Source organism: Edwardsiella hoshinae NBRC 105699 = ATCC 33379 (assembly GCF_000474215.1).
Lineage (GTDB): Bacteria > Pseudomonadota > Gammaproteobacteria > Enterobacterales > Enterobacteriaceae > Edwardsiella > Edwardsiella hoshinae.
Map to the genome: position 1 here is coordinate 1 of NZ_BAUC01000049.1, position 22,512 is coordinate 22,512.

Here is a 22,512-nt window from a genome sequence, read left to right on the forward strand (position 1 = left end):
GGCTGAACGGATTGCTTCAGAGCCAAAGCGGGAATCCAAATACTCTCCATGAATATCATGACCTTTTTTCATTGTCTCTCTCCAAACAGTCATTGACTGTATGCTGATACAAGACCGACATAGGATGGTGAGATGGACGCTATTTCTCATCACCTATTCCTAGTTAAGTGAACGCTAAATTTGATAAGCTATTCATGTCGTCATTGATGGAGAGAGTGAGGCGCTATCCCTAGCGACTATTTTTATCTATCACGAATGCCGAAGAACGGCGTGAGACACTCAGCGATGGTGTTATTTTCTGCGATAAAATAGCATTTGATTTTTATGGTTTTTCTCAAAAAATCTCATTTGAAATAGCGTCTTACTCAGCTCTTATCAATCAACCTATTAAGTCTAGCATCAAAGTTGAGTTTGGCTGGTAATAAAGAATGTAACTGTGGTAAATGTCCAATCATGATGTATTTATGGCTAATCGCTTTATCTTCTGGTGAGCTTTCATCGCTGTGTTGAGTGTTATGTGACATCCATCCCAATAATTATGCAAGATTGTATTTATGCAAATGCTATGCCCGTTTATTTAATCGATTTTGCTTGCTAATTTCTAATGACACAGAGTTAAAGAAAGATGAAACATTGTGAAATGATTATTTGTCATGATTGATAATCGCCCGCCGCCGAATTAACCGTAGAGAAGTATCACCTAATTAAAATTACAGGGTGATGAAAATTTACTTTATTTATTATTTATGACTGGGTGGAAAAAGAGTCATGGGGTGATAGTTTGCTGTGGAGGATGTGGTGGCTGAGTTGAATTATTATATATAATGCTGTATGTTTATACAGTTTGTTGGCGGGTGGGGCGATCAGATGCGCAAGATTATTCATATCGATATGGATTGCTTCTTCGCCGCGGTCGAAATGCGCGACTTCCCGGCGCTGCGTGAGGTGCCGTTGGCGATCGGCGGCAGTGGTGAGCGACGTGGGGTGATCAGCACCGCGAACTATGTCGCGCGGCGCTATGGCGTCCGTAGCGCGATGCCGACGGCGCAGGCGCTGAAACTCTGTCCGCATCTGACGCTGCGCCCGGGGCGCATGGCGGTCTATAAAGCCGTGTCGGGGGAGATCCAGCAGATTTTCCGCCGTTACAGCGCCGTGGTCGAGCCGCTATCGCTGGATGAAGCTTATTTGGACGTAAGCGACTGTCCGCTCTTACAGGGGTCGGCGACACGCATCGCGCAGCAGATCCGCGCCGATATTGCCACCGAGTTGCACTTGACCGCCTCCGCCGGGGTGGCGCCGCTGAAGTTTCTGGCCAAGATCGCCTCGGATATCAATAAGCCTAACGGTCAGTATGTGATCCCGCCCGAACAGGTTGATGCCTTCGTTCAAGCGTTGCCGTTAGCCAAGATCCCCGGCGTAGGGAAGGTGACGGCCGCCCGCTTGGCCGAACTGGGGTTACACTGTTGCGCCGATGTGCGCGCCTATGATCTCGCCGCCTTATTGCGTCGCTTCGGTAAGTTTGGCCGGGTGTTGTGGGAGCGCAGCCAGGGGCGGGATGAGCGCGAGGTGAATCCCTTCCGGCAGCGTAAATCGGTCGGCGTCGAAAAGACCCTGGCGCAGGACATCACTGATTGGGCGGCGTGTCAGCAGTTGGTGGAGCAACTGTATCCTGAGTTGGCGCGGCGTTTAGCTCGGGTACAGCCGGATCTGCGCATCGCCCGCCAGGGGGTTAAGCTCAAGTTTGCCGACTTTCAATTGACGACTCAGGAGCACGCGCACCCTTATCTGGATCGTGCCGATCTGTTGGCGGTGGCGCGCCAAGTCTGGGAGACGCGCCGTGCCGGACGTGGGGTTCGCCTGGTCGGGTTACAGGTGATGTTGCCCGATCCGCAGCGTCAGAAACAGCTCGCCCTGGACATCCTCTAGCCGAGCTGGCGCACAGTTTTATCTATCTTATTGCGAAGAGTTACATTAATACCGCGCTAGAGCACACAACCTTTTGCCGCCGTGTAGCCGTGGGGGTTTTTCTTACCGTTCTTGCTGTCGCATCAAACTTTTATGAGACCATTACTTTTATAATGCCCAACGTTGGCATTCAAGGAGCATAAGTAATGGATATTATTGATCGTTTTATTGGTTATACCCAAATTAACACCACCACCGATCGTGACAAGGGCGCGCAGGGCATCATGCCCTCATCACCGGGGCAATTGCGCCTGGCGCAGCGTTTGGGGGACGAGCTGCGCGCGCTCGGCTTGGTGGAGGTCGAGGTGAGGGAGAACGCCATCGTCACCGCCACCCTGCCAGCAAACTGCGCACAGTCGTTGCCGACGGTGGCGTTCTTCGCCCACCTGGACACCAGCGCCGAGCAAAGCGCCGATACCCATGCCCAAGTGTTGCCTTACCACGGCGGTGATCTTTGCTTGAACGCCGAGCGGCAGATCTATCTGCGTCAGAGTGAGTTTCCCGAACTGGCCGACTACATTGGCGATGAGTTGATCGTGACTGACGGCACCAGCCTATTGGGGGCGGATGACAAGGCGGCGATCGCCGCCATCATGAACGCCCTGCAATACTTGCAGGCCAATCCGCAGATCGCCCACGGCCCGGTCAAGGTCGGCTTCGTGCCGGATGAGGAGCAGGGGCTGCGTGGGGCCAAGGCCTTCGATACCGCCGCCTTCGGTGCCGACTTTGCCTACACTCTGGATTGTTGCGGTATCGGTGAGCTGGTGTGTGAAAACTGGAATGCCGGCGATGTCGAGGTGGTATTTACCGGCGCTTCGGCGCACCCGATGTCCGCTAAGGGCAAGCTGAAGAACTCGCTACTGATGGCGCACAAGTTTATCGCCATGCTGCCGCCGGGAGAGGCGCCGGAGTATACCGAGGGGCGCGAAGGCTACTACTGGGTGAAACAGTTAACCGGCAACAGCGCCCGCACCGTGCTGAAGCTGGATATCCGTGATTTCAGCGAGGCGGGTTATCGCCAGCGGATGGCGTTCATTCGTCGCTTGGCGGAGAGCTGTGCGGCGCTGTGGGGGGAGGGGAGTGTCGAGGCTCACCTCGCTGACCGCTACGCCAACGTCGCCAACAGCCTCCAGGGCGAGGCGGCCTTCCCGGTCGAGATTGCCTTGCGCGCCTACCAGCGTTGTGGCATCACGCCACGGCCGGTACCAATGCGCGGTGGCTATGACGGCGCCGTTCTGTCGCAGAAGGGCTTGCCCTGTCCTAACCTGTTTACTGGCGCACACAACTTCCACTCCATCTATGAATATCTGCCGGTGAAATCCCTGCGGGCCGCCAGCGAAGTGGTGGTCGCGGTGATCGCCGAGACCCATGCCCGTTTCAGCGCAGAGGAGACGGCATGATTCAGGTAATCATCGCGCTGCTGGTGATCGTGGCGGTGGCCCGCCTGATCTTACGCGGCTACAAGGCCGAGCCGGTGCTGTTGTTGGCCGGTCTGTTGTTGATGTTCTGCACCCAGTTGGCGGGCTGGGGCAACGTCTTGCCCAAGGGCGTCGCTGCCACCGGGATCGGCGTGTTCGATCCCTTCGAGGTGATCCGCGATCTGTTTAGTACCCGCGCCGCCGATCTGGGGCTGATGATCATGGCGCTGATGGGCTTCGCCCACTATATGGATCATATCGGAGCCAATGAGTCGGTGGTGCGGGTGGTCACGCGCCCCCTGCGTCGCCTTCAATCGCCTTATACGCTACTGTTCTTCTCCTACCTGTTGGCGAGCTTGTTACAACTGGCGATCCCCTCGGCTACCGGGCTGGCGGTATTGCTGATGGGCACCATGTTTCCCATCATGTTGGGGCTAGGACTTTCCGCCGCCTCGGCCGCCGGGGTGATCGCGACCTCGCTCGGTGTCGCCTATACCCCGACGGCGATCGATGCGATTCGAGGGGCTAAAGCCGTCGAGATGGATGTGGTGGAATATGTGCTGTATCACCAGGGGCCGGCAGCGTTGGCGACGGTATTGGTGGTCGGGATCTGCCATGTCTTTTGGCAGCGTCACTGTGACCGCCGAGCTGGCACCTTGCCGCAGGCGGCGACACAGGTGCAGGAGAATACGCCGGCACGCGCCCCCGCCTTTTACGCCCTGCTGCCGATGCTGCCGATCTTGATGGCGGTCGGCTCCTCCAAGTTGTTCGTTAGCGGCATCAACCTGAACATCGTCACCATCGTGATGATCGCCATGGCTCTGTGTATGGCGATCGAGTGGCTACGTCTGCGCGACTTCAAGGCGGTGTGCGATGGTTTTAGCCATTTTCTGAAAGGGATGGGGCAAGCCTTCACCGGCGTGGTGGGCCTGTTGGTGGCCGCCGGGATCTTCGCCCATGGCATCAAGGTGATCGGCGCCATCGATCAGGTGATCCAGCTCGCCGAGCATGTCGGGCTGCCGCCGTTCGCCATGGCGATCGTCTTCGCGCTGGTGACCTTTGCCGCGGCTATCATCATGGGGTCGGGTAATGCGCCTTTCCTGGCGTTCGTCGAATTGATCCCGCAGATCGCCAGCAGCATGGGAGCCAATGCGGTGGCGATGATCCTGCCGATGCAACAGGCCTCCCATATGGGGCGCGCGTTGTCGCCGGTGTCTGGGGTCGTGATTACCGTCGCCAGCGGCGCCAAGCTCTCCCCTTTCGATGTGGTACGGCGTACTTCGGTGCCGTTGATCGTCGGTTTTCTCTTCCATACGGCGCTGATCGGCCTGTTCTACTGAGTGTCGCGCTAAGGGGGTAGACGTCGTTAGCGGTTGAAACGACGCCTGAGACGAGGCCGCAGCGCTAAGACTGCGGTCTCTTTTTTTGCGCGCGGCAAAGCAGACTACACTGAGTAGATGGGCGAGCAAGGAGGAGAGAGCCAATGAAAGTATGGCCGGTGTTGGGCGCCGTTACCTTGGTGCTGTTGTTGCAGGGCTGTCGTTCGCCGACGCCGCCGCGCGGCGTCGAACCGATTCAGGGATTCGAGGTGGCGCGTTATTTGGGAACCTGGTATGAGGTCGCCCGTTTGGATAACCGTTTCGAGCGCGGGTTAGTGCAGGTGAGTGCCAATTATAGCGCGCGCAGCGATGGGGGGATCCGGGTGCTCAATCGCGGCTATGACATGCGTCGCGGGCGTTGGCGGCAGAGTGAGGGACGCGCTTACTTCACCGGCGCGCCCACGGTGGCGGCGTTAAAGGTGTCGTTCTTCGCTCCCTTCTATGGCGGCTATAACGTGATCGCCCTGGATGAGGCTTACCGCTACGCCTTGGTGTGCGGGCCGGATCGCGATTATCTGTGGTTGTTGTCACGTACCCCTACGATGCCGCCGGCGGTGCGTCAGGCATATGTCGCATTGGCTGCGCGTCTCGGCTTTGCGACCGAACGTTTACAGTGGGCACAGCCAGAAACGCCACACGCCGTCAACGCAAGGCGATGACGGCGTGGTACGGGGCGGCCGCAGACGGGGCGCGCCGCCCGCGGCGATGAGACGGCTTGGCCGTCCGATCAGTTAGGCTTTTTCCGGGATAGCTTTCAGCAGGGCGGTCAGCAATTGCCAGTAACGACCAACGCTGGGAATGTTCACCTGCTCATCCGGCGAGTGCGGCCCGGTAATGGTCGGCCCGATGGAAACCATATCCATCAACGGATAAGGCTTCTTGAACAGGCCGCATTCTAGACCCGCATGGATCACCATGATATTCGGCAGGGTGCCGAACAGTTTCTGATAGGTATCGCGTACCAGGTGCATCACCGGCGAGTTGGCGTCCGGCTCCCAGCCCGGGTAGCTGCCTTTGGCTGTGACACGGGCCCCGGCCAGGCTACCCAGCGACGTCAGTTGGCTGACGACGGCATCTTTACCGCTCTCGTTCAGTGAGCGGATCAGACAGATGATCTGAGCCTCGTTCTCCGCCGTGGTCACCACGCCCAGGTTGAGGGAGGTTTCGACCACCCCTTTGACCTCGTCGCTCATACGGATCACCCCGTTCGGCGTACTGTTGAGTAGGGCGATGAAACGTGCCTGGCTGGCGGCGTCCAGCGGTTGCAGAGCACTTTCTGCGTTCTCGATGGTGACTCGAGGGCTTTTCTCTACCGCGCTCAGCTCACCTTGCATGATCGCCTGGAAGTGTTGTGCCAGCGCGTGCAGCCGATCGAGGTTGGCTGCCGGTACGGCCAGGGTCACGAAGGCTTCACGCGGGATGGCGTTACGCAGGGTGCCGCCGTTGATGTCCAGTACGCGCAGGCCCAGCTCATCGGCATGCCCGGCCAGGAAACGGCCCAGCAGTTTGTTGGCGTTGCCCAGGCCCAGGTGAATGTCACCACCGGAATGGCCGCCTTTCAACCCCTTGATGCTCAGGCGCACCACGCTCATCCCGGCCGGCAGCGCTTCACGCTGCAAGGCCAGAGTCGTGATGACGTCGATGCCGCCGGCGCACCCCATATACACTTCACCTTCTTCTTCCGAGTCGGTGTTGATCAGGATCTCGCCTTGCAACCAACCGGGCTGTAGACCGAAGGCGCCATCCATCCCGACCTCTTCGGTCATGGTCAGCAGCACCTCCAGCGGGCCGTGCATCACGCTGTCATCGGACAATACCGCCAGGGCGGAGGCCATGCCGATGCCGTTGTCGGCGCCCAGCGTCGTCCCGCGGGCCTTGACCCAGTCGCCATCGATGTAAGCCTGGATCGGATCTTTGCTGAAGTCATGCTGGGTATCGTTGTTCTTCTGCGGCACCATGTCCAGATGCGCCTGCAACACGACCGGGATGCGTTTCTCCATACCACGGCTAGCCGGTTTACGCAGCAGAATGTTACCGACGGCATCGCGTTCGGCATGGATCCCTTTCTCTTGCGCCCAGGCCATGATGTGCGCCGCCAGAGCCTCTTCATGATAAGAGGGGTGCGGAATGGCACAGATATTGGCAAAAATCTGCCACAGCGGCTGTGGCGACAGTTGAGACAGTTCAGACATAATAAGTCCCCTGATAAACGGTTGTGCTGTGAGGGCGCATGCCCAGTGGGTGTCAGGCGAATCAAACGCGGGCGTAACCGCAACCGCTTACGCACCGCCGCTGGCCGCAGAGATTAAGGTGCGCGGCACAGCCCGATTGTCAGAGAATACCACCATCTAGTGCCAGGGGGGCAGACTTTGGCATTAATTAGCCCCCGAAGCGATGAGAGAAAGGGACGAATAGCGCGAGCGCGGCGGCGGTTTAGCGTTATAGGACTGGTTTTTATCGTGGCTCCTCTCTATAATCTCGCGCAACCTTTTTTCCCCCCGACTAATTTATAAGCCATTTAACACATTGTTAATCATTGGCTGGGATACGTTTTATGAGCGAAAAATACGTTGTGACCTGGGACGTGCTACAGATGCATGCACGTAAATTGGCTGCCCGTCTGTTGCCTGCCGAACGCTGGACTGGGATCATCGCCGTCAGCCGCGGCGGTCTGGTACCGGCAGCGCTGCTGGCGCGCGAACTGGGCATCCGTCACGTCGATACTGTTTGCATCTCCAGCTATGATCATGACAACCAGCGTGAGCTCAAGGTGCTGAAGTGCGCCGAAGGCGACGGCGAAGGTTTCATCGTAGTGGACGACCTGGTCGATACCGGCGGCACCGCCAAGGCGATTCGCGACATGTATCCCAAGGCTCACTTTGTGACCATTTTCGCCAAGCCAGCCGGGCGTCCGCTGGTGGACGACTATGTGGTCGACATCCCGCAGAACACCTGGATCGAACAGCCGTGGGATATGGGTGTGAGCTTCGTCGAGCCGCTGAGCGGCCGTTAATTCTGCCCCGTGCGACAGATAACGCCTGGCGTTGCGCCGGGCGTTGTTATTTCTCCCCCGTTCCCCCCGTAGTGCCCTCATCCCTGCGTTGCCAATCTCCCCTCTTGTCGGGCATGATAGCCGCTATGTCGTATCGTCTATCCTGCATACGGACGACCGTGTCGCAAGACGACGAAGGTGTATAGGGAGGCCGCCGTTCCGTTATGAGCGAAATCAATCAAACCCGCGCAAATCTGTCTGAGACGCTGTTTAAACCGAGGTTTAAACACCGCGAGACCTCTACCCTGGTCAACCGCGCTAGCACGGAGAGCAGCCCCGGCGTGAATAATGCCCTCGATGGCCGCTCGCAGGCGAACTGGTATCGCATCATCAACCGAGTGATGTGGGCCTGGCGCGGTGCCGATCCGTTGGAAGTGGAGATGGTGTTGGCGCGTATCGCCGCCAGCGACGCTGAGCGTAGCGATGAGCGCTTACTGGATACGGTGGTGGGCTACCGTAGCGGCAACTGGATCTACGAATGGTCCCACCAGGCGATGACTTGGCAACAGCGGGCTCAGCAGGAGCGAGTGGCGGCGCGCGCCGGCGATATGTGGCTCCAGGCCGCCAATCTATACAGCATCGCCGCCTATCCGCATCTGAAAGGGGATGAGTTGGCAGAGCAAGCCGAGGCCTTGGCGAATCGAGCTTATGCCGAGGCGGCGCGCTTACAGCGTTTCGAACTACGTGAGCAGACGTTCCGTATTCCCGACGGCAAACAGATCACCGGCTTCCTGCATTTGCCAGACGCTGAAGGGGGGCCCTATCCGACGGTGTTGCTGTGCGGCGGTTTGGATATGTTGCAGAGCGACAGCCATCGCCTGTTCCGCGACTATCTGGCCCCGGCGGGGATGGCGATGTTGACCATCGATATGCCCTCGGTCGGGTTGTCGTCTCATTACACCCTGACGCAAGACTCCAGCCGCCTGCATCAGGCGGTATTGCAGCAGATGGGCGATCTCCCTTGGATCGATAGTACGCGCATCTCGGCGTTGGGTTTCCGTTTCGGCGCCAACGTCGCGGTGCGTCTGGCCTATCTGGAGCCGCGTCGCCTACGTGCCGTGGCCTGTCTGGGGCCGGTGGTGCATCACCTGTTGTGCGACGCTAGCCTGCATCAGCATGTGCCGCCGATGTATATCGATGTCCTCGCTAGTCGCTTGGGGATGGCCTCGGTATCTGATGCCGCGTTATTGACGGAGTTACGTTGTTACTCACTGAAAACACAAGGGTTACTTGGGCGTCGTTGCCCGACTCCCATGCTGGCGGCCTATTGGGAGCATGATCCGTTTAGCCCCCGTCAGGAGGCGCAACTGATCGCCAACTCTTCGTGTGACGGCGCACTGTTGCCGGTCGCTTCCTCACCGCTATACCAAGGCTTCGATCGTGCTCTGCGTCAGATTTGCGCATGGATCAATAAGCACTCAGCGTAATTACGTTGCTTAATTTACGATTTTTGTTAAAAGAGGGTAACTGCAATAAGGAGAGTGCTCGATGACATTACCCCAAGGTTACCCTAAAGGACGTTTGATCAAAAAATTCATGGCGCTGGGGCCTTACCTGCGCGCCGAGCAGTGCGCAGATGATCGTTTCTTCTTCGATTGTCTCGCCGTCTGTGTCAACGTGAAGCCCGATCCGGAAAAGCGCGAGTTCTGGGGCTGGTGGCTGGATCTACAGCTGGCGCAGGATCGCTTTCATTATCGTTATACCTTGGGGTTATACGATCGTAGCGGTCGCTGGCAGGCACAGACTATCGCCGATGAGCAGGTTAGCGCACGCCTACAGCAAACCCTGGCGACTTTCCACGGCAATCTGCAAAATCTGCTGGACTCCCTGTCGATAGCGTTGCACCCCGCCGACGACGATTCCCTACGTCTGAGCCGCGCCGAACGCTGACCTAGATCATCGGCAAGACCTTTTCCCGGTTTTGCCTATGCTTTCCCTGCCGCCTGTTGGCATAATGCGCTATGCCTGATAAAAATGCAGGCGGGAGGGTGTGACGGCAGCAGGTATCCGCCCATCTCGTAAGCGTGCCGGGAACCTCGGTTCCCCCTTTTCTGTGAAAACACAACGGTTATAGAACATGACGAGTGGCAGTCAAACCCTGGTGGTAAAACTGGGCACTAGCGTGTTGACCGGTGGCTCCCGCCGCCTCAACCGCGCCCATATCGTAGAATTGGTCCGTCAGTGCGCCCAGCAGCACGCCGCCGGACACCGTATTGTGATCGTGACCTCCGGGGCCATCGCCGCCGGGCGTGAGCACCTAGGGTACCCCGATCTGCCCGCGACCATCGCCTCCAAGCAGTTGCTGGCCGCGGTGGGGCAGAGCAGCCTGATCCAACTGTGGCAACAGCTGTTCGCCATCTACGGCATTCATATCGGTCAGGTGCTGCTGACCCGGGCCGATATGGAGGATCGCGAGCGTTTCCTCAACGCCCGCGACACACTGCACGCGTTGATGGATAACCGCATCATTCCGGTGATCAATGAGAACGATGCTGTCGCCACCGCTGAGATTAAGGTCGGCGACAACGATAACCTGTCGGCGCTGGCGGCGATCCTGGCCGGTGCCAATAAACTGCTGCTGTTAACCGATCAGGCCGGGCTGTTTACCGCCGATCCGCGTCATAATCCCGCCGCCGAATTGATCCGCGAAGTGACCGGCATCGATGACACTCTGCGCGGCATCGCTGGCGATAGCGTCTCTGGCCTGGGGACTGGCGGCATGACCACCAAGTTGCAGGCCGCCGATGTGGCTTGTCGCGCCGGCATCGAGGTGGTGATCGCCGCCGGCAGTCGGCCGGGCGTGATCGGCGATGTGATCGACGGCATCTCCGTGGGCACCCGTTTCCATGCAGAGCAGACGCCATTGGAGAACCGTAAACGCTGGATCTTCGGCGCCCCGCCCGCGGGCGAGATCGTGGTGGACGACGGTGCGTTGGAGGCCATTGTCACCCGGGGCAGCTCTCTGCTGCCCAAGGGAATCCGCGAGGTGAGCGGTGACTTCTCACGCGGCGAAGTGGTCCGTATCCGCGCGCTGGACGGGCGCGATCTGGCGCATGGGGTCTCCCGCTATAACAGCGACGCCCTGCGTATGATCGCCGGCCACCACTCGTTGCAGATCAGCGCGATCCTTGGTTATGAGTATGGCCCGGTCGCCGTACACCGTGACGACATGATCGTCAGTTAAGGAGCCATCATGTTGGAAGAAATGGGGAAGGCCGCCAAGCGGGCTTCTTATCAACTGGCGCTGCTGGACAGCGCCGAGAAGAATCGGGCTTTGGCCCTGATCGCTGACTGTCTGCAACAGGATAGCGCGGCGATACTACAGGCGAACCAAGAAGATGTGGCGCAGGCGCGTGCCGATGGTCTGAGTGAGGCGATGCTGGATCGTCTGCTGTTGACGGAAGCCCGCCTGGCGGCGATCGCCGATGATGTCCGCCAGGTGTGCCGTTTGCATGATCCGGTTGGCGAGATCATCGATGGACGCCGGCTCGACAGCGGTTTGCAGCTTCAGCGCCGTCGCGTGCCGCTCGGTGTAGTCGGGGTGATCTACGAGGCGCGGCCCAATGTGACGGTCGACGTCGCGTCGCTGTGCTTGAAGACCGGCAATGCGGTGATCCTGCGCGGCGGTAAAGAGACCTGGCGCACCAACCGAGCGACAGTGGCGGCGATCCGGCGTGCGCTGGCCCTGGCGGATCTGCCGCAGGATGCCGTGCAGGTGATCGAGAGTCCCGATCGGGCGCTGGTCAACGAATTACTGCGTATGGATCGTTATGTGGATATGTTGATCCCACGCGGCGGGGCGGGCCTCCACCGTCTGTGCCGCGAGCAGGCGACCATCCCGGTGATCACCGGCGGTATCGGGGTCTGCCATACCTATGTCGAGCGTAGCATGGCGATCGAGGCCGCATTGACCATTATCACCAACGCCAAGACCCAGCGCCCGAGCACCTGCAACACCCTGGAGACGCTATTGGTCGACGCCGCGATAGCCCCGGCGTTTATGCCGCGCCTGAGCGCCCAGATGCAGGCCTACGGCGTTACGCTGCACGCTTGCCCGCGCGCCCTGCCATTACTACAGGATGGACCGGCGGCGGTGGTCCCGCTGGATCCGGCCGCGCTGGACGATGAGTGGCTGTCGCTGGATCTCAGCGTGGTGCTGGTGGATGATCTGGAGGGCGCCATCGATCACATCCGTATTCATGGCACCCAGCACTCCGATGCCATCTTGACGCGCGACATGCGCGCCGCCGAGCGGTTTGTGAACAACGTGGATTCGGCGGCGGTGTACGTCAACGCCAGCACCCGCTTTACCGATGGCGGCCAGTTTGGTCTGGGCGCCGAGGTGGCGGTGAGCACGCAGAAACTCCATGCCCGAGGCCCGATGGGGCTAGAGGCACTGACCACCTACAAATGGATCGGTTACGGTGACGATCTGGTACGCGCCTAATCGTCCGGCAACGGCTCTCCCGCATGGGCGAGCCGTTGCCTTCGTCCTCTGCCGGCCAGGTGTGCGACTTAATCGGCTACCTTGACCAACAGCTTGCCGAAGTTTTTGCCTGAGAGCAGCCCCTGAAGTGCCGTGACGGCATGCTCCAATCCCTCGACGACATCCTCCCGGTACTGGATCCGTCCCTGCGCCAACCAGCGACTCATCTGCTGATAAAACGCCGGGTAGTGCTGGCCGAAGTCCTGACCGATGATAAAACCCCGGACTAACAGCCGTTTTTTCAGGATGGTAGCCATCAACATCGGCAGTCGATCGCCAAGGTTATCGCCCAACACACGATTGTATTGGCTGATTAGGCCGCAGAGCGGCACTCGTGCTCGGGGATTGAGCAACGGCAGCACCGCATCGAAGATCGCGCCGCCGACATTCTCATAGTAGACATCGATCCCGTTCGGGCAGGCATCACGCAGCCGGGTGGCAAAGTCGGGGGCGCGGTGATCGATACACTCCTCCAACCCTAAGCTCTCGCGCACATAGCGGCACTTTTCGCTACCACCGGCAATCCCGACGGCGCGAGCCCCAAGGAGGCGCGCCACCTGGCCAACGACCGAGCCGACTGCGCCGCTGGCGGCGGAGACCACCACCGTCTCGCCGGGGTGCGGATCGCCGATGGCCGTCAGCCCCATATAGCCGGTGAAGCCCGGCATCCCTAACACCCCGAGCAGCCAGGTTGGATGCGCCATCCCCGGCACGACCTTCTGTAAGCCTACCCCGTCGGAGAGGGCGTAATCTTGCCAGCCGCTTTGCGCCAGCACCCATTCCCCCACTTCATAATCGGGATGCTGTGAGTGCTCGACCCGGCACAGGGTATGGCCGACCATCACGTCCCCCAACTGCATAGCGGGGGCGTAAGAAGGACCATCATTCATCCGCCCTCGGATATAGGGGTCGATAGAGAGGTAGAGGGTACGCAGCAAGAGCTGCCCTGAGGCTGGTTGCGGGATGACGGCGTGTTGCAACTGGATATCCTGCTCCGTCGGCATCCCATGGGGTCGCTGGCGCAGCACCAGACGCCGATTCGTCGTTCCTGTCTGAGTCATCATGTGCTCCTTTGTCGCCGTGTCGTAGAGGTCAACAGAAACAGCCTAGAGTAAAATCGGGCGGGGCAATGTGACGCTGTTGACGCTGTTATGGCCCATAGCACGAACGGTGCGTTGTCGAGGAAATAGCCATTCGTTTTGCCAGCCCTTGACGCTCATCAGGTTTTTCACTATGGTATCTCCCGCACTTCGGGCAACACGCCCATCCCTCTCAGGGCCGGTATAGCTCAGTTGGTAGAGCAGCGCATTCGTAATGCGAAGGTCGTAGGTTCGACTCCTATTACCGGCACCATCTAAATCAACAAGTTACACATCATCATTTAGCTACCTACTTTTCTGTGGGACAGATTTGGGACAGCATCGTAAAAAAATCGAGTCTATTTGCCGTGCGTGCTCGGTAAGATGATTTGGTGCGAGGTGTGCATACCGTCTCACCATTTCGATCGACTTCCAACCGCCCATTTCCTGTAGAGCTGACAGTGGAACGCCAGACTGTACAAGCCAGGTTGCCCACGTGTGCCGCAGCTCATGCAACAGGAGAGCCTCCATCTCCGCGCTACGTTAGCGCCGCTCGCCAATAGTCTTGGCCGTGTAACACCGCTTTCTGACTATGGGGGGATTTAGTAGTGTTAGGTGAATCGTCATAGGTTTAACAGGTACCTCAACATCATTTATGGACTGCCCCCACCTCAGTAGACGATCTTGCCCTATAGTTGGACGGGTTCCTTGATGAATTAACCGCCCAGGCTGAACGGAAGCAGCAACACAGGTTGTTCAGGCAGCATAAGCCATCACATCATTGTAGGGTGTCATTGATCGTGGCGAGATGACGCCAGGAGGGGCCGCCAGGTTAAAACGACCTAAACGTCAACCGACGGAATACAGCATTATTTCCGGTAACATTCCCTTATGTGCCAGGTTGACACAATGAGTGTTGCTACGATTATTTTATTTAAGGTCATTGTATAACATGATGAGGCGTCATCCCCCCCCGACTTTCAATCGTGGGGGGCTGAGGCGCTGGGTGGCTCTCTTTATCACTAAATAAACAGTGACTCAATTAAGCAGCATTGATCATGTTACATGCCATATTTTCTAATAAATTTAGGCACTGTCACGTTAGTAAACACCTTGATGAATTCAGTGATATTTTTCTTACTTATCCCACCATTTGTCATTAAATCCGTCTCCACAATAGGATCACCTTCGTCATCGATAAAACCTCTGGAAAGTCTATATTCTTTATTCCATTCGTTCATCTCTTTAAAGCTTATGTTGTTATTCTTTTTAAATCCAAATGACAAAAGAAGATCACCATCTTCGAGTTTATACAGTTGAATGATATGGCCGTTAGCTCTAAAGGCTATTTGTTTGTCCGTGCTCTCTTCAACGGAATAGCCTTGGCTGTTGATGATTTCCCTTAGTTCTGGGATGGAGTAAATGACTTTAATATTATTGTTTGAATTAACCGGCGGGTTATCATCGGGTGTATGAAGGTTTTGCCTACAGCCAGTTAAAAGAATGCAGAAGATAAGCGTAAATGGAAAAACAAATCGCATAAGAGATTCTCCTTATATAATATTAAAATATAAGCATGATCAACAATCCGCAAATGCTCTGAGTGTCGTCCCTAAAGAGATAGTGTGTTATCCATAGTCAAATATAAATTAATTACGCATCATTATTACTCAATCGTCTTACTTGAGTAAATCAGATTTTTATATCATGAATCATTCTTAAGACGGTATAGCATTATCCACCAATAGCGGATACTGCTCACGCAGTGAGTAAGTGTTCTGACCGTGGTGACTCGCATAAAAAAATCGCTTGCAATGACTCAGAATTCCTAGAATCAGCACCGGTCAGGATGCCGACAGGAAACCCCGCAGCGTGCGGGTGGTAGCGGCGTCACGGCTGTATCCCGGCAGTGCAGGGGGCGCGAATCGCCGCGCTATGCCTGCCATAGTCAATAACAGCAGTCGATGACATGGTCAGCGCCAGAAAGTGAATGGCCGGGAGTACAGCATTAACGCGCATTTCGCCAGCCTACCTTGCCAAGGGGGATGGGGAAAGCCTCATATCGGTTTTGCGGGATACTTACACGGGTTTCTACTGCTAGTGAAACTGGCGTGAGATGAAAGGTCGTCCAGCTCAGTTGGTCATGTTCAGTGAGGTGTGTCGTTTAAAATTGGTGTAAGCGATAAGTCGCAGAGGGATATTAGCACATTATCTATGAATAGAAAAACCGGCGCTGTATTAGCGCCGGTTTTCTCATATAGGCTCACTCTATTCTGTCTACTCCGGCTCTAGCCATCTTCGTTATCGCAGGAGAGAGAGCCTATAGAATTAGTTGATAGCAACTACGTTTACAGCGGAAGGGCCTTTAGGGCTATTCTCGACAGAGAATTCAACCTGTTGGCCTTCTTCCAAGGTGCGGAATGCATTGCTCTGGATAGCAGAGAAGTGAACGAAAACGTCCTTGCTGCCATCAGCAGGAGAAATAAAACCGAAGCCCTTATCGGCATTGAACCATTTTACAGAACCAGTCATTTTATTAGACATAATATTACCTTCTAAATATTTGTGAGTCACTCAGGATGACGAAAGAGGCTTGCTCTGACAGAAAATCTTATTAACGCATTGAAGGAGGAGACTCACGATGAAGGGAAATCAGAAGATTACACTGGAACTGAGGCTACTGTACTAAAACTGCTTTATTAAGGTCTGTTCTGCAAACCGTGGCGCTATTAACGCATAGGGGAGCAGTAAGCACAAGCTTTATTTTAGCCGTCTAGATGGGGTGATGCTTGGCGAGCTCTCCGTCTTGACGCTTTGTCTTCATGTCACATGCCGTGTTATGGGGGCATAGGGGGGCTCATGCTGTCTAGCCACGCCACGCGTATCGGTAGCAACGCTAGAATGCAAATGGGGGCGTTGATCATGGTCGTGACTTGGTGGTAAGAAATTCCGGCGATCATCGGCGTGTCCTGTTGCGGTAGCGCTAGGATTATTATCTGTTGAGCGATAGTTTTATGATGGGTCTACCGTGGGCATTTGGGGCGCAGTGGGTACGGTCAGCGTAGCAAGCCTCGGTATGAGGCGGGGGACTCGATGTTGCTAACGACATCAGCTCATCAAGCGGAACAACCGTGTGGAGACCTCGCGTGCTCCGTGGCGTTTTATTGCTTCGGCTACCGAGTTATGCATGACGATGCCATGCCCACGATTGGCGAGGATTGGGCTGCAATGCGCCCACTTCAATAAGATTGTGTGCTTAGGCGTTTTTTATACTGTAACGGCGTGCAGCCATTTTCCTCTTTAAAAACATAAGTAAAGTAAGAGCTGTTGTTATAGCCGCAAGTATAGGCGACCTGGCTGACCGATTGGCCGCGATCTAATAGCTCTTTAGCCAGATTATCACAGACCTTTCGCTTTATTTTTATAAAGCAGGTGTTTTCCTGGGTAAGTTTTTTCTTTAGTGAAGAGGTGCTGACAAACAGTTTATCCGCAATAACCTGGCGTGAGGCGCTGGCCGCGCCATATTGTAAAATCAAGTCCGCGACTCGACTGGATAGACTGGCACTAAAATAATCAATAATTTTCGCGGCTTGTCCCTGTTTTAATAAAAAATAAATACATAATAATTGTACGTCATTGTTGGCGCTATCCGTCAGGATAGCCTCAAGCAATGGACTGATCTCTCCCTGGCCTCGGATGGCGACAATGACCTCATTATCAACAACACGCTGCTCATTAAAAAAAGTGACGCTCTTATTATTTATAAGATAGTTTATCAATGAGCCATTGATTCTAATCACGGCGGTATTTTTTATTAAAAGATCATCATTGATGCGAGATAAGACCACGACGTCGCCGGATGTGTAGGCAATGTTATCTATGGTAATCGTATCAATCACAATGCAAAAATAAATCGCATCCACAACAGACACCTCTTACACTGGTTAGCGATGGCGGCTAAAATAACACAGCAAGATTACAGAGCCGCCGCTTTCGGATAAAATTAAGAGGTGGTTATGTATTTAATAGCTATCGCTTACCACTTAATTTGATATGTGTTATTTTTAAGCGGATGCCGGTAACTTTGCGCGATGGTTTCCTTGCGTATTTCGCGCTGCAAAGCCTGGTTGCGTATTTATCACATCGTCCTTAATCACTGGCGTTTGTCCGCGTGCTATAGTTCGTTGAGACTAGCGAGCCAGCGGCGTAGGCCATAGTGGCCATAAGTCGCATTGAAGCCACGAGTCGTTGCCTCAGACGTTAATATGCCAGACAGGTACAGGCGCTCCAGCTGATGCGTGATGCGGAGCGGTTGCCGCTGCATCGTCAGCCCTCCCGCGCGATGGATTAGGAGCAGCGCTATCGGCGTTAAGGGGACGGCAAGTGATGAGCGTGGCGAGGAGGGCGGTTAGCTTGGCGTGAGTCCGTTGTGGACGCCGCCCAAGCCGCTGGATTAATAATCAAACTTTATGAGAGAGGACCATCTGAGACGATGGCCCTCGACATACTAGATATTGATTGGCGCGAGCGTGGATACGGTAACCGGAGGGTTTAGCATCCATAGGTTCTTTTCGGGAACGATAAGTTGTGGCTGGGTAAAGTCTGCAACACACTTACCAAATTTGAAGAAAGCCTCATTCTCTTTATCGACAATACACATTCCTGATACGACGGATTGAATTTGTACGGCGCCGGTGGTTGATGGGATTAATATAAAGAGAGATGCTTTCCCATCGCAACTCCCTTTGGCTAGCGAGCGCCCGCTGAGTGCGTTAAGACATTGATTAGTCAACGGGTCATTAAACTGGACCCAGCCGCTGGGAGAGGTAACCAAGACTTCTACCGGTGTCTCTTGTTGCGTCATTCTCCAGGCGCTAATTTCTCTCCCTGACTGATCCAGCACACTATTTATCATAAAGCCACTTTGAATATTAGTAAGGCTGAACAGTGAATTATTTTCCCCAGCGGGTGAGTTAGCGCCCGTTTCGAAAGCGCCTAGCTGCACTTTCTTTTCTGATGAGCTGCATCCGGATAAAAGATTTAGTAATAAAAATGCGGATATTATGATGATGCTATTCTTTTTCATCTTGGTTCTCCAGGCGGTGGTAAGAAGAATCCTACCGGGTAGTGATCTGATGATATCTGGGTAGCTCTTTCCCCGAACAATACTCCAGCCCTAAGCACCGGAGGGACAAAGGCGATCGCATTGCCAATCACGGCATAGTCTAATACTCCACCACTACGTTGCGTTGGCGTTGTTGGAGCTAATACCAGCGTGTTATTGCTGACCGGTCTCTCAATAGCTCTTCTTAATGAATCAGGAGCACGATTGAAATCACCGGCAATCATCCAGTTAGTGGCTTGGATTTCTGCCCTGGGATTATTTCTAAAAAATGAATATACGCTGTCTACGATCGCCGGTGCATCAGCGCCTTGGTTGGCTAAAGCATGAGCGCTGAAGAAAGCGTCGCTTCCTATTCTGATACCAATGACAGGACGCGATGCTGTAGACGGCGAGGGAATGACAATCACTTCATCCGCTCTACGTTGACTCACGATGGCTAAGTTAACGCGTCCGGCAAATACATCAACTTGGGCAAAGTAAATAAATACTTGCTGAGGGCGGCTATTACTTCCTAAGTTCCATGTCAACTCTCTAATCGGGATGCCCGCACTAATTATACGGCCTGTATCCACGGCACTCTCTGGCGGCGTACCGGCCTCCTGAACCATTAAAATATCTACCGCGCCACTACCACTAATGATCTGCCTAACATTAACATTCCATTTGCTTTCACTTCTGGCAGACGAGCCCTGTATATTCCAAGTGGCAACTTTAAAATCGGTTAGCGCAGCATTCACTGAGTAAGGTAGCAGTAAAGCAAATAAGGATAATATCAAACGTTTCATTTTACAGCACCTCATCGTTTATTGGCTGAGTGTTACTGTTCATGTTACTGGATGGATTGTCATGATCGTTCATGGTTGTTGTCGGGTCCGAAGGCAATGGCGGTAATGGTCGGAATTCTGGTTTGGCTATTGCGGCATACGCCGGCATTAACGGTTCACTAATGGTCCACTGTAGCTCTATATTCTGCTCTCCAGGCTTAGGGCAGGTGGCTGGCAGTATCTCGAATGCATAAGGAGAACTGCTGGTTCTATCTAAAAATCTTGCTCGTATGCAACTTTGGGTAGAGACAGATTGAATATAGACATTGCCATTTAGCGTCGGGAGTAAGCGAAAATCAAAGATATTAGAGCGGGTGTTGCAGGTGGCGTGAATAAATCCCTTTACGCCAATCACACTGACACCATCCGTGATACATGTCCCGGTGTCTTGATTGACAAAACGTACACTTCCCGGGGTTTTCCCTGTGAGTACTTGCCAGTTACGCAAATCACCAAAGCTATTTGAATCCCACGGCTTATATCCCCATAACCATGATTGTCTGTGGCGTGACCATACAGTGAGTACGGCGCCACTGACACTCATGATACTGACTCGTGGATTATCTCTTGGCGTTGGAATCGGCGCATTAGCGCCTAATCCGCTTTGTTGCACGGCGGGGCCGGGGCCTGGAATTGCTAATCGTGGCTCCGCTGGGTCTGGAGGAATTGGACCATTGCCACTGGGTAAGGGGAAAATTTTATAAATACCATTATTCACATTAGGTGGTGATGAAGAACACCCCGCTAAAGCTGGTAGTATTATGAACCAAATATATTTTTTCTTCATAGAATATCCTTTCTTATATGTGTTATAAATGTGACAAATAAGATATAAACATGAAACTGAAATGTCAAAGAGACTTTATCGGTGATTTATGCTTTGTTAATGTAATGATGACGCTAATTGGTTGAGGAGCGCGCCTTCACACCCGGTAAGAATGCAATACCCTAGGGCGTTCAAATGAAAGTCCGGTGCGTTTCGTTGGCTTTCTACTTCAATGAGACTCAATGGGAGTGCCGGTTGCCACGCTCCTTCTCAGACAAACAGCGCATCTTCCGGCACTAAACGCTGCTGAGCGCCGTTGCATCAGTGCTTGCATTTCCTCTGCATCATGGACATATAACGGAGCTGGTGTGATAGGTACGTTTCCTCCCTACGATGAATGCAGTATGTATATCTCAGGCTTATTTATTTGGGCGGGTGAATCTGCGGTTAATCACCTTGCCAATCTTGCTGATATTCAGTTGGTGATATCGTTCGGCCTCCCCTTGCGCCACTCTTGAATGGTTTAAGCCTGATTCTGCCCGGTGTGGCACGCGATCTGGCAGCGAGTCCGCCTTAACTGACTTTGACATATTTATATAATTTATGTTTTTTATGCCTGCCATTACGGATTTCGTCTCGTTTTTACTGATGATCTTATTATTTAGCAAAAACCATCGCGACGGAGATGGGCGATGCGAGAGAGCCATGGTAGTGCTGCGCGCGTTACTTTCTGCCTGGGGTGACTTTACGATCTATTTCTCGTTAGCGGCTGGCGCGTCTCTTCCGCTTGGCTTTGAACCGGTTTGCTGGTTTGGCGATCGCCCCGCTGGCAAGGTGGCGAACACTCCTCTCTCGCATCAAGGCCAACCATTGCCGTGGCGTTATAAATACATTCAGTAATGTTATATTCGACTTAGTGACTGACGTAGTCCATTGCGCATCATGGTTGACATTGCTGTGCCACTGGTCGTACGACGGTGGTTGCGGCACGCGTTCACCGTTAAAAATAAAGTGCTCACCCTCTGCGAAGCACGATATTTCACGTGTCATCCAGCCATAAGGTCTTAACTGGCGTTGGGGCAATCTTGTCATCACCGCTGCGCGGTGACGCCAATATAACCTTAAGTGGGTGAGAAAGCCGCAGTACTTATTCCCAGCTTTAACGGGAATATCCATCAGCCTTTTTTCCAATCCGCCATTCATTTTTACTATAAGAAAATCGTGTTGTGAGATCAATAGAAAAAACAAAATAATAAAAATAGAAAAAATAGAAATAATCTAAAAATAAAAGCCAAAAATATAAATCGGGAGCCGTTAATTAGCATCGTGGCTGTGGTAACGATAAAAATAATAAGCGCGCAAATAAAATAATAAAAACGGCCATGGTTAAGTTAAAAATGGTGATATTGACCTACGCCGCCAGGCGGTTAAGCAATCGTTAAGGCTGGACAATGATGATGAGGTCTTTAGCGGATTGAGCCCAGAAGGAAAAATATATGCTGAATGCGGTTGTGAGTACGGTGCGCCCCTACCTGAAACACCAGATAGGGTATGTCAGGCAGTTTATTCAATCTCCCCGCACCTTTGGTACGCTCGTCCCGTCCTCTCCCTGGTTGTGTCAGCGTATGGCGGCGCAGGCCGACTGGACACGGGCCAACCGTGTGGCCGAACTCGGGGCGGGGGATGGGGTGCTGACCCGCCATCTGCTTGACAGGCTTGCCCCCGATGCGCGGTTAGATGCTTGGGAAATCCAGCCAGAACTGGCGGAGCAGCTTCGGGGGTTGGCGGAACGCGATCCACGTTTGCAGGTGATCACCCGTTCAGCCGCGCGCCTTGAAAGACACTATGATGTCATTTTTTCCTGTCTACCGTTGCTGTCGCTCCCGCGCATAACTCGGCTGCGTATTCTGCATCAGGTTCGTGAGCGACTGCACCCCGGCGGGGTATTCATCCAGTTCCAGTACAGCTCATGGTCGGAACAACTGCTGTCACGTTATTTTGCCTGGCAACGGGTGTATGAGGTGCGAAATATCCCTCCGGCCTGGATTTATGTCTGTCGGCCACAAGGAGAGAAATGCCAGAGGAGCGAGGGCGGCGGCCAACAACCGGGACAGGTCGGGTGAACGCGCTAATGGGCATCCGCGACCAGTACAGTTTATCGCCGGGAAATGGCGGGAGCGTTTTTCTGACGGTCTCGGCGCGGCTATCGCGTCCGGCATGGGCGCTCGGGTAACACTCTGTCGGGGCGTCAGCGATGGTGGATGCAAAAATGGCTGCATCAGATCAGCTCTCCCATATAGGATTAGCGTGTCAGCAGGCCATGTCGCCGGCTACGCCATCCGCGGCTTATCCCGTCTCCGGATAGCGCCGCCAGCGCGCACTAACATTACCTCGCTATAGAATGGCCGGATTAGCAGT

General features: G+C 54.5%; 19 protein-coding genes, 1 tRNA gene and 1 pseudogene. 11 read left to right on the plus strand and 10 right to left on the minus strand.

Translation table 11 applies throughout. From position 1 onward, the window contains the following. Window positions 1-867: 867 nt before the first annotated feature. The 4 genes from dinB (at window position 868) to blc (ending at window position 5,421) form a co-directional block, all read left to right on the plus strand. Window positions 868-1,926, plus strand: a complete 1,059-nt coding sequence (gene dinB / locus EHO01S_RS16230; RefSeq protein ID WP_024524935.1) for a DNA polymerase IV — start codon at window positions 868-870, stop codon at window positions 1,924-1,926. 185 nt (window positions 1,927-2,111) lie between these two features. Continuing rightward, window positions 2,112-3,365 carry a peptidase T gene (gene pepT, locus EHO01S_RS16235; RefSeq protein WP_024524936.1) on the plus strand — a complete coding sequence of 418 codons (1,254 nt, stop codon included), beginning with the start codon at window positions 2,112-2,114 and terminating at the stop codon, window positions 3,363-3,365. Beyond that, on the plus strand, window positions 3,362-4,723 hold the full coding sequence (gene dcuC / locus EHO01S_RS16240) for a C4-dicarboxylate transporter DcuC (RefSeq protein ID WP_024524937.1): 1,362 nt from the start codon (window positions 3,362-3,364) through the stop codon (window positions 4,721-4,723). Before pepT ends, dcuC begins: the two co-directional genes overlap by 4 nt. Before the next feature lie 143 nt (window positions 4,724-4,866). Beyond that, window positions 4,867-5,421, plus strand: coding sequence for an outer membrane lipoprotein Blc (gene blc, locus EHO01S_RS16245; RefSeq protein WP_024524938.1), 555 nt, complete (start codon window positions 4,867-4,869; stop codon window positions 5,419-5,421). A gap of 72 nt (window positions 5,422-5,493) precedes the next feature. Here blc and pepD read toward each other — a convergent pair whose 3' ends face one another. Further along, a complete protein-coding gene (gene pepD, locus EHO01S_RS16250) occupies window positions 5,494-6,954 on the minus strand; it encodes a beta-Ala-His dipeptidase (protein ID WP_024524939.1) in 1,461 nt (486 codons plus the stop codon). Window positions 6,955-7,316: 362 nt separating this feature from the next. Between pepD and gpt the strand changes: the two genes are divergently transcribed. The 5 genes from gpt to proA all read left to right on the plus strand — a co-directional run bounded on the left by gpt (window position 7,317) and on the right by proA (window position 12,261). Further along, complete coding sequence (gene gpt, locus EHO01S_RS16255; protein ID WP_024524940.1) at window positions 7,317-7,775, plus strand: xanthine phosphoribosyltransferase; 459 nt, start codon at window positions 7,317-7,319, stop codon at window positions 7,773-7,775. Window positions 7,776-7,978: 203 nt separating this feature from the next. Continuing rightward, the gene (gene frsA, locus EHO01S_RS16260) at window positions 7,979-9,241 is read left to right on the plus strand and encodes an esterase FrsA (RefSeq protein ID WP_024524941.1); all 1,263 of its coding nucleotides are present in this window, start codon (window positions 7,979-7,981) and stop codon (window positions 9,239-9,241) included. Window positions 9,242-9,302: 61 nt separating this feature from the next. Then, a complete protein-coding gene (crl, locus tag EHO01S_RS16265) occupies window positions 9,303-9,704 on the plus strand; it encodes a sigma factor-binding protein Crl (RefSeq protein WP_024524942.1) in 402 nt (133 codons plus the stop codon). A 187-nt stretch (window positions 9,705-9,891) separates the two neighbouring features. Beyond that, the gene (gene proB, locus EHO01S_RS16270) at window positions 9,892-10,998 is read left to right on the plus strand and encodes a glutamate 5-kinase (RefSeq protein ID WP_024524943.1); all 1,107 of its coding nucleotides are present in this window, start codon (window positions 9,892-9,894) and stop codon (window positions 10,996-10,998) included. 9 nt (window positions 10,999-11,007) lie between these two features. After that, window positions 11,008-12,261, plus strand: a complete 1,254-nt coding sequence (proA, locus tag EHO01S_RS16275; protein ID WP_024524944.1) for a glutamate-5-semialdehyde dehydrogenase — start codon at window positions 11,008-11,010, stop codon at window positions 12,259-12,261. Window positions 12,262-12,329: 68 nt separating this feature from the next. Here the strand turns inward: proA and curA are convergent, their stop codons facing one another. Beyond that, window positions 12,330-13,361, minus strand: a complete 1,032-nt coding sequence (curA, locus tag EHO01S_RS16280; protein ID WP_024524945.1) for an NADPH-dependent curcumin/dihydrocurcumin reductase — start codon at window positions 13,359-13,361, stop codon at window positions 12,330-12,332. A gap of 216 nt (window positions 13,362-13,577) precedes the next feature. On the opposite strand from curA, the gene EHO01S_RS16285 reads away from it, so the two are divergent. Beyond that, window positions 13,578-13,653 (plus strand) — tRNA-Thr (locus tag EHO01S_RS16285). A 28-nt stretch (window positions 13,654-13,681) separates the two neighbouring features. Here EHO01S_RS16285 and EHO01S_RS18560 read toward each other — a convergent pair. The 8 genes and pseudogenes from EHO01S_RS18560 to EHO01S_RS18995 form a co-directional block, all read right to left on the minus strand. Then, window positions 13,682-13,892, minus strand: a pseudogene (locus EHO01S_RS18560) (tyrosine-type recombinase/integrase); the annotation flags it as partial. Between the two features lie 548 nt (window positions 13,893-14,440). Beyond that, window positions 14,441-14,920, minus strand: coding sequence for a YbjN domain-containing protein (locus EHO01S_RS17975; protein ID WP_024524946.1), 480 nt, complete (start codon window positions 14,918-14,920; stop codon window positions 14,441-14,443). A gap of 787 nt (window positions 14,921-15,707) precedes the next feature. Continuing rightward, a complete protein-coding gene (cspE, locus tag EHO01S_RS16295) occupies window positions 15,708-15,923 on the minus strand; it encodes a transcription antiterminator/RNA stability regulator CspE (RefSeq protein ID WP_024524947.1) in 216 nt (71 codons plus the stop codon). A 695-nt stretch (window positions 15,924-16,618) separates the two neighbouring features. Then, window positions 16,619-17,302 (minus strand): helix-turn-helix domain-containing protein, encoded by a 684-nt coding sequence (locus tag EHO01S_RS16300; RefSeq protein ID WP_024524948.1) that lies wholly within the window; start codon window positions 17,300-17,302, stop codon window positions 16,619-16,621. 584 nt (window positions 17,303-17,886) lie between these two features. Continuing rightward, window positions 17,887-18,465: an RICIN domain-containing protein gene (locus EHO01S_RS18565; protein ID WP_024524949.1), complete on the minus strand. Its 579-nt coding sequence runs from the start codon at window positions 18,463-18,465 to the stop codon at window positions 17,887-17,889. After that, entirely contained in the window at window positions 18,462-19,289 is an 828-nt protein-coding gene (locus EHO01S_RS18570; RefSeq protein ID WP_071991045.1) for a cytolethal distending toxin subunit B family protein, read from the minus strand. The genes EHO01S_RS18565 and EHO01S_RS18570 overlap by 4 nt, the downstream gene beginning before the upstream one ends. 1 nt (window position 19,290) lies before the next feature. Beyond that, window positions 19,291-20,115, minus strand: a complete 825-nt coding sequence (locus EHO01S_RS18575) for an RICIN domain-containing protein (protein WP_081702277.1) — start codon at window positions 20,113-20,115, stop codon at window positions 19,291-19,293. 741 nt (window positions 20,116-20,856) lie between these two features. Further along, on the minus strand, window positions 20,857-21,270 hold the full coding sequence (locus EHO01S_RS18995) for a hypothetical protein (RefSeq protein WP_148707559.1): 414 nt from the start codon (window positions 21,268-21,270) through the stop codon (window positions 20,857-20,859). Window positions 21,271-21,590: 320 nt separating this feature from the next. Here EHO01S_RS18995 and EHO01S_RS16310 point away from each other — a divergent pair, with 320 nt between their 5' ends. Further along, window positions 21,591-22,217: a class I SAM-dependent methyltransferase gene (locus tag EHO01S_RS16310; RefSeq protein WP_024524950.1), complete on the plus strand. Its 627-nt coding sequence runs from the start codon at window positions 21,591-21,593 to the stop codon at window positions 22,215-22,217. Window positions 22,218-22,512: the final 295 nt, after the last annotated feature.

Coding starts and splice junctions, on each gene's coding strand:
- curA (WP_024524945.1), bottom strand. CDS start 13,361: ATGACTCAGACAGGAACGACGAATCGGCGTCTGGTGCTGCGCCAGCGA.
- EHO01S_RS17975 (WP_024524946.1), bottom strand. CDS start 14,920: ATGCGATTTGTTTTTCCATTTACGCTTATCTTCTGCATTCTTTTAACT.
- proB (WP_024524943.1), top strand. CDS start 9,892: ATGACGAGTGGCAGTCAAACCCTGGTGGTAAAACTGGGCACTAGCGTG.
- EHO01S_RS18570 (WP_071991045.1), bottom strand. CDS start 19,289: ATGAAACGTTTGATATTATCCTTATTTGCTTTACTGCTACCTTACTCA.
- EHO01S_RS18565 (WP_024524949.1), bottom strand. CDS start 18,465: ATGAAAAAGAATAGCATCATCATAATATCCGCATTTTTATTACTAAAT.
- frsA (WP_024524941.1), top strand. CDS start 7,979: ATGAGCGAAATCAATCAAACCCGCGCAAATCTGTCTGAGACGCTGTTT.
- blc (WP_024524938.1), top strand. CDS start 4,867: ATGAAAGTATGGCCGGTGTTGGGCGCCGTTACCTTGGTGCTGTTGTTG.
- dcuC (WP_024524937.1), top strand. CDS start 3,362: ATGATTCAGGTAATCATCGCGCTGCTGGTGATCGTGGCGGTGGCCCGC.
- cspE (WP_024524947.1), bottom strand. CDS start 15,923: ATGTCTAATAAAATGACTGGTTCTGTAAAATGGTTCAATGCCGATAAG.
- crl (WP_024524942.1), top strand. CDS start 9,303: ATGACATTACCCCAAGGTTACCCTAAAGGACGTTTGATCAAAAAATTC.
- EHO01S_RS18575 (WP_081702277.1), bottom strand. CDS start 20,115: ATGAAGAAAAAATATATTTGGTTCATAATACTACCAGCTTTAGCGGGG.
- pepD (WP_024524939.1), bottom strand. CDS start 6,954: ATGTCTGAACTGTCTCAACTGTCGCCACAGCCGCTGTGGCAGATTTTT.
- proA (WP_024524944.1), top strand. CDS start 11,008: ATGTTGGAAGAAATGGGGAAGGCCGCCAAGCGGGCTTCTTATCAACTG.
- dinB (WP_024524935.1), top strand. CDS start 868: ATGCGCAAGATTATTCATATCGATATGGATTGCTTCTTCGCCGCGGTC.
- EHO01S_RS18995 (WP_148707559.1), bottom strand. CDS start 21,270: ATGGATATTCCCGTTAAAGCTGGGAATAAGTACTGCGGCTTTCTCACC.
- EHO01S_RS16310 (WP_024524950.1), top strand. CDS start 21,591: ATGCTGAATGCGGTTGTGAGTACGGTGCGCCCCTACCTGAAACACCAG.
- pepT (WP_024524936.1), top strand. CDS start 2,112: ATGGATATTATTGATCGTTTTATTGGTTATACCCAAATTAACACCACC.
- gpt (WP_024524940.1), top strand. CDS start 7,317: ATGAGCGAAAAATACGTTGTGACCTGGGACGTGCTACAGATGCATGCA.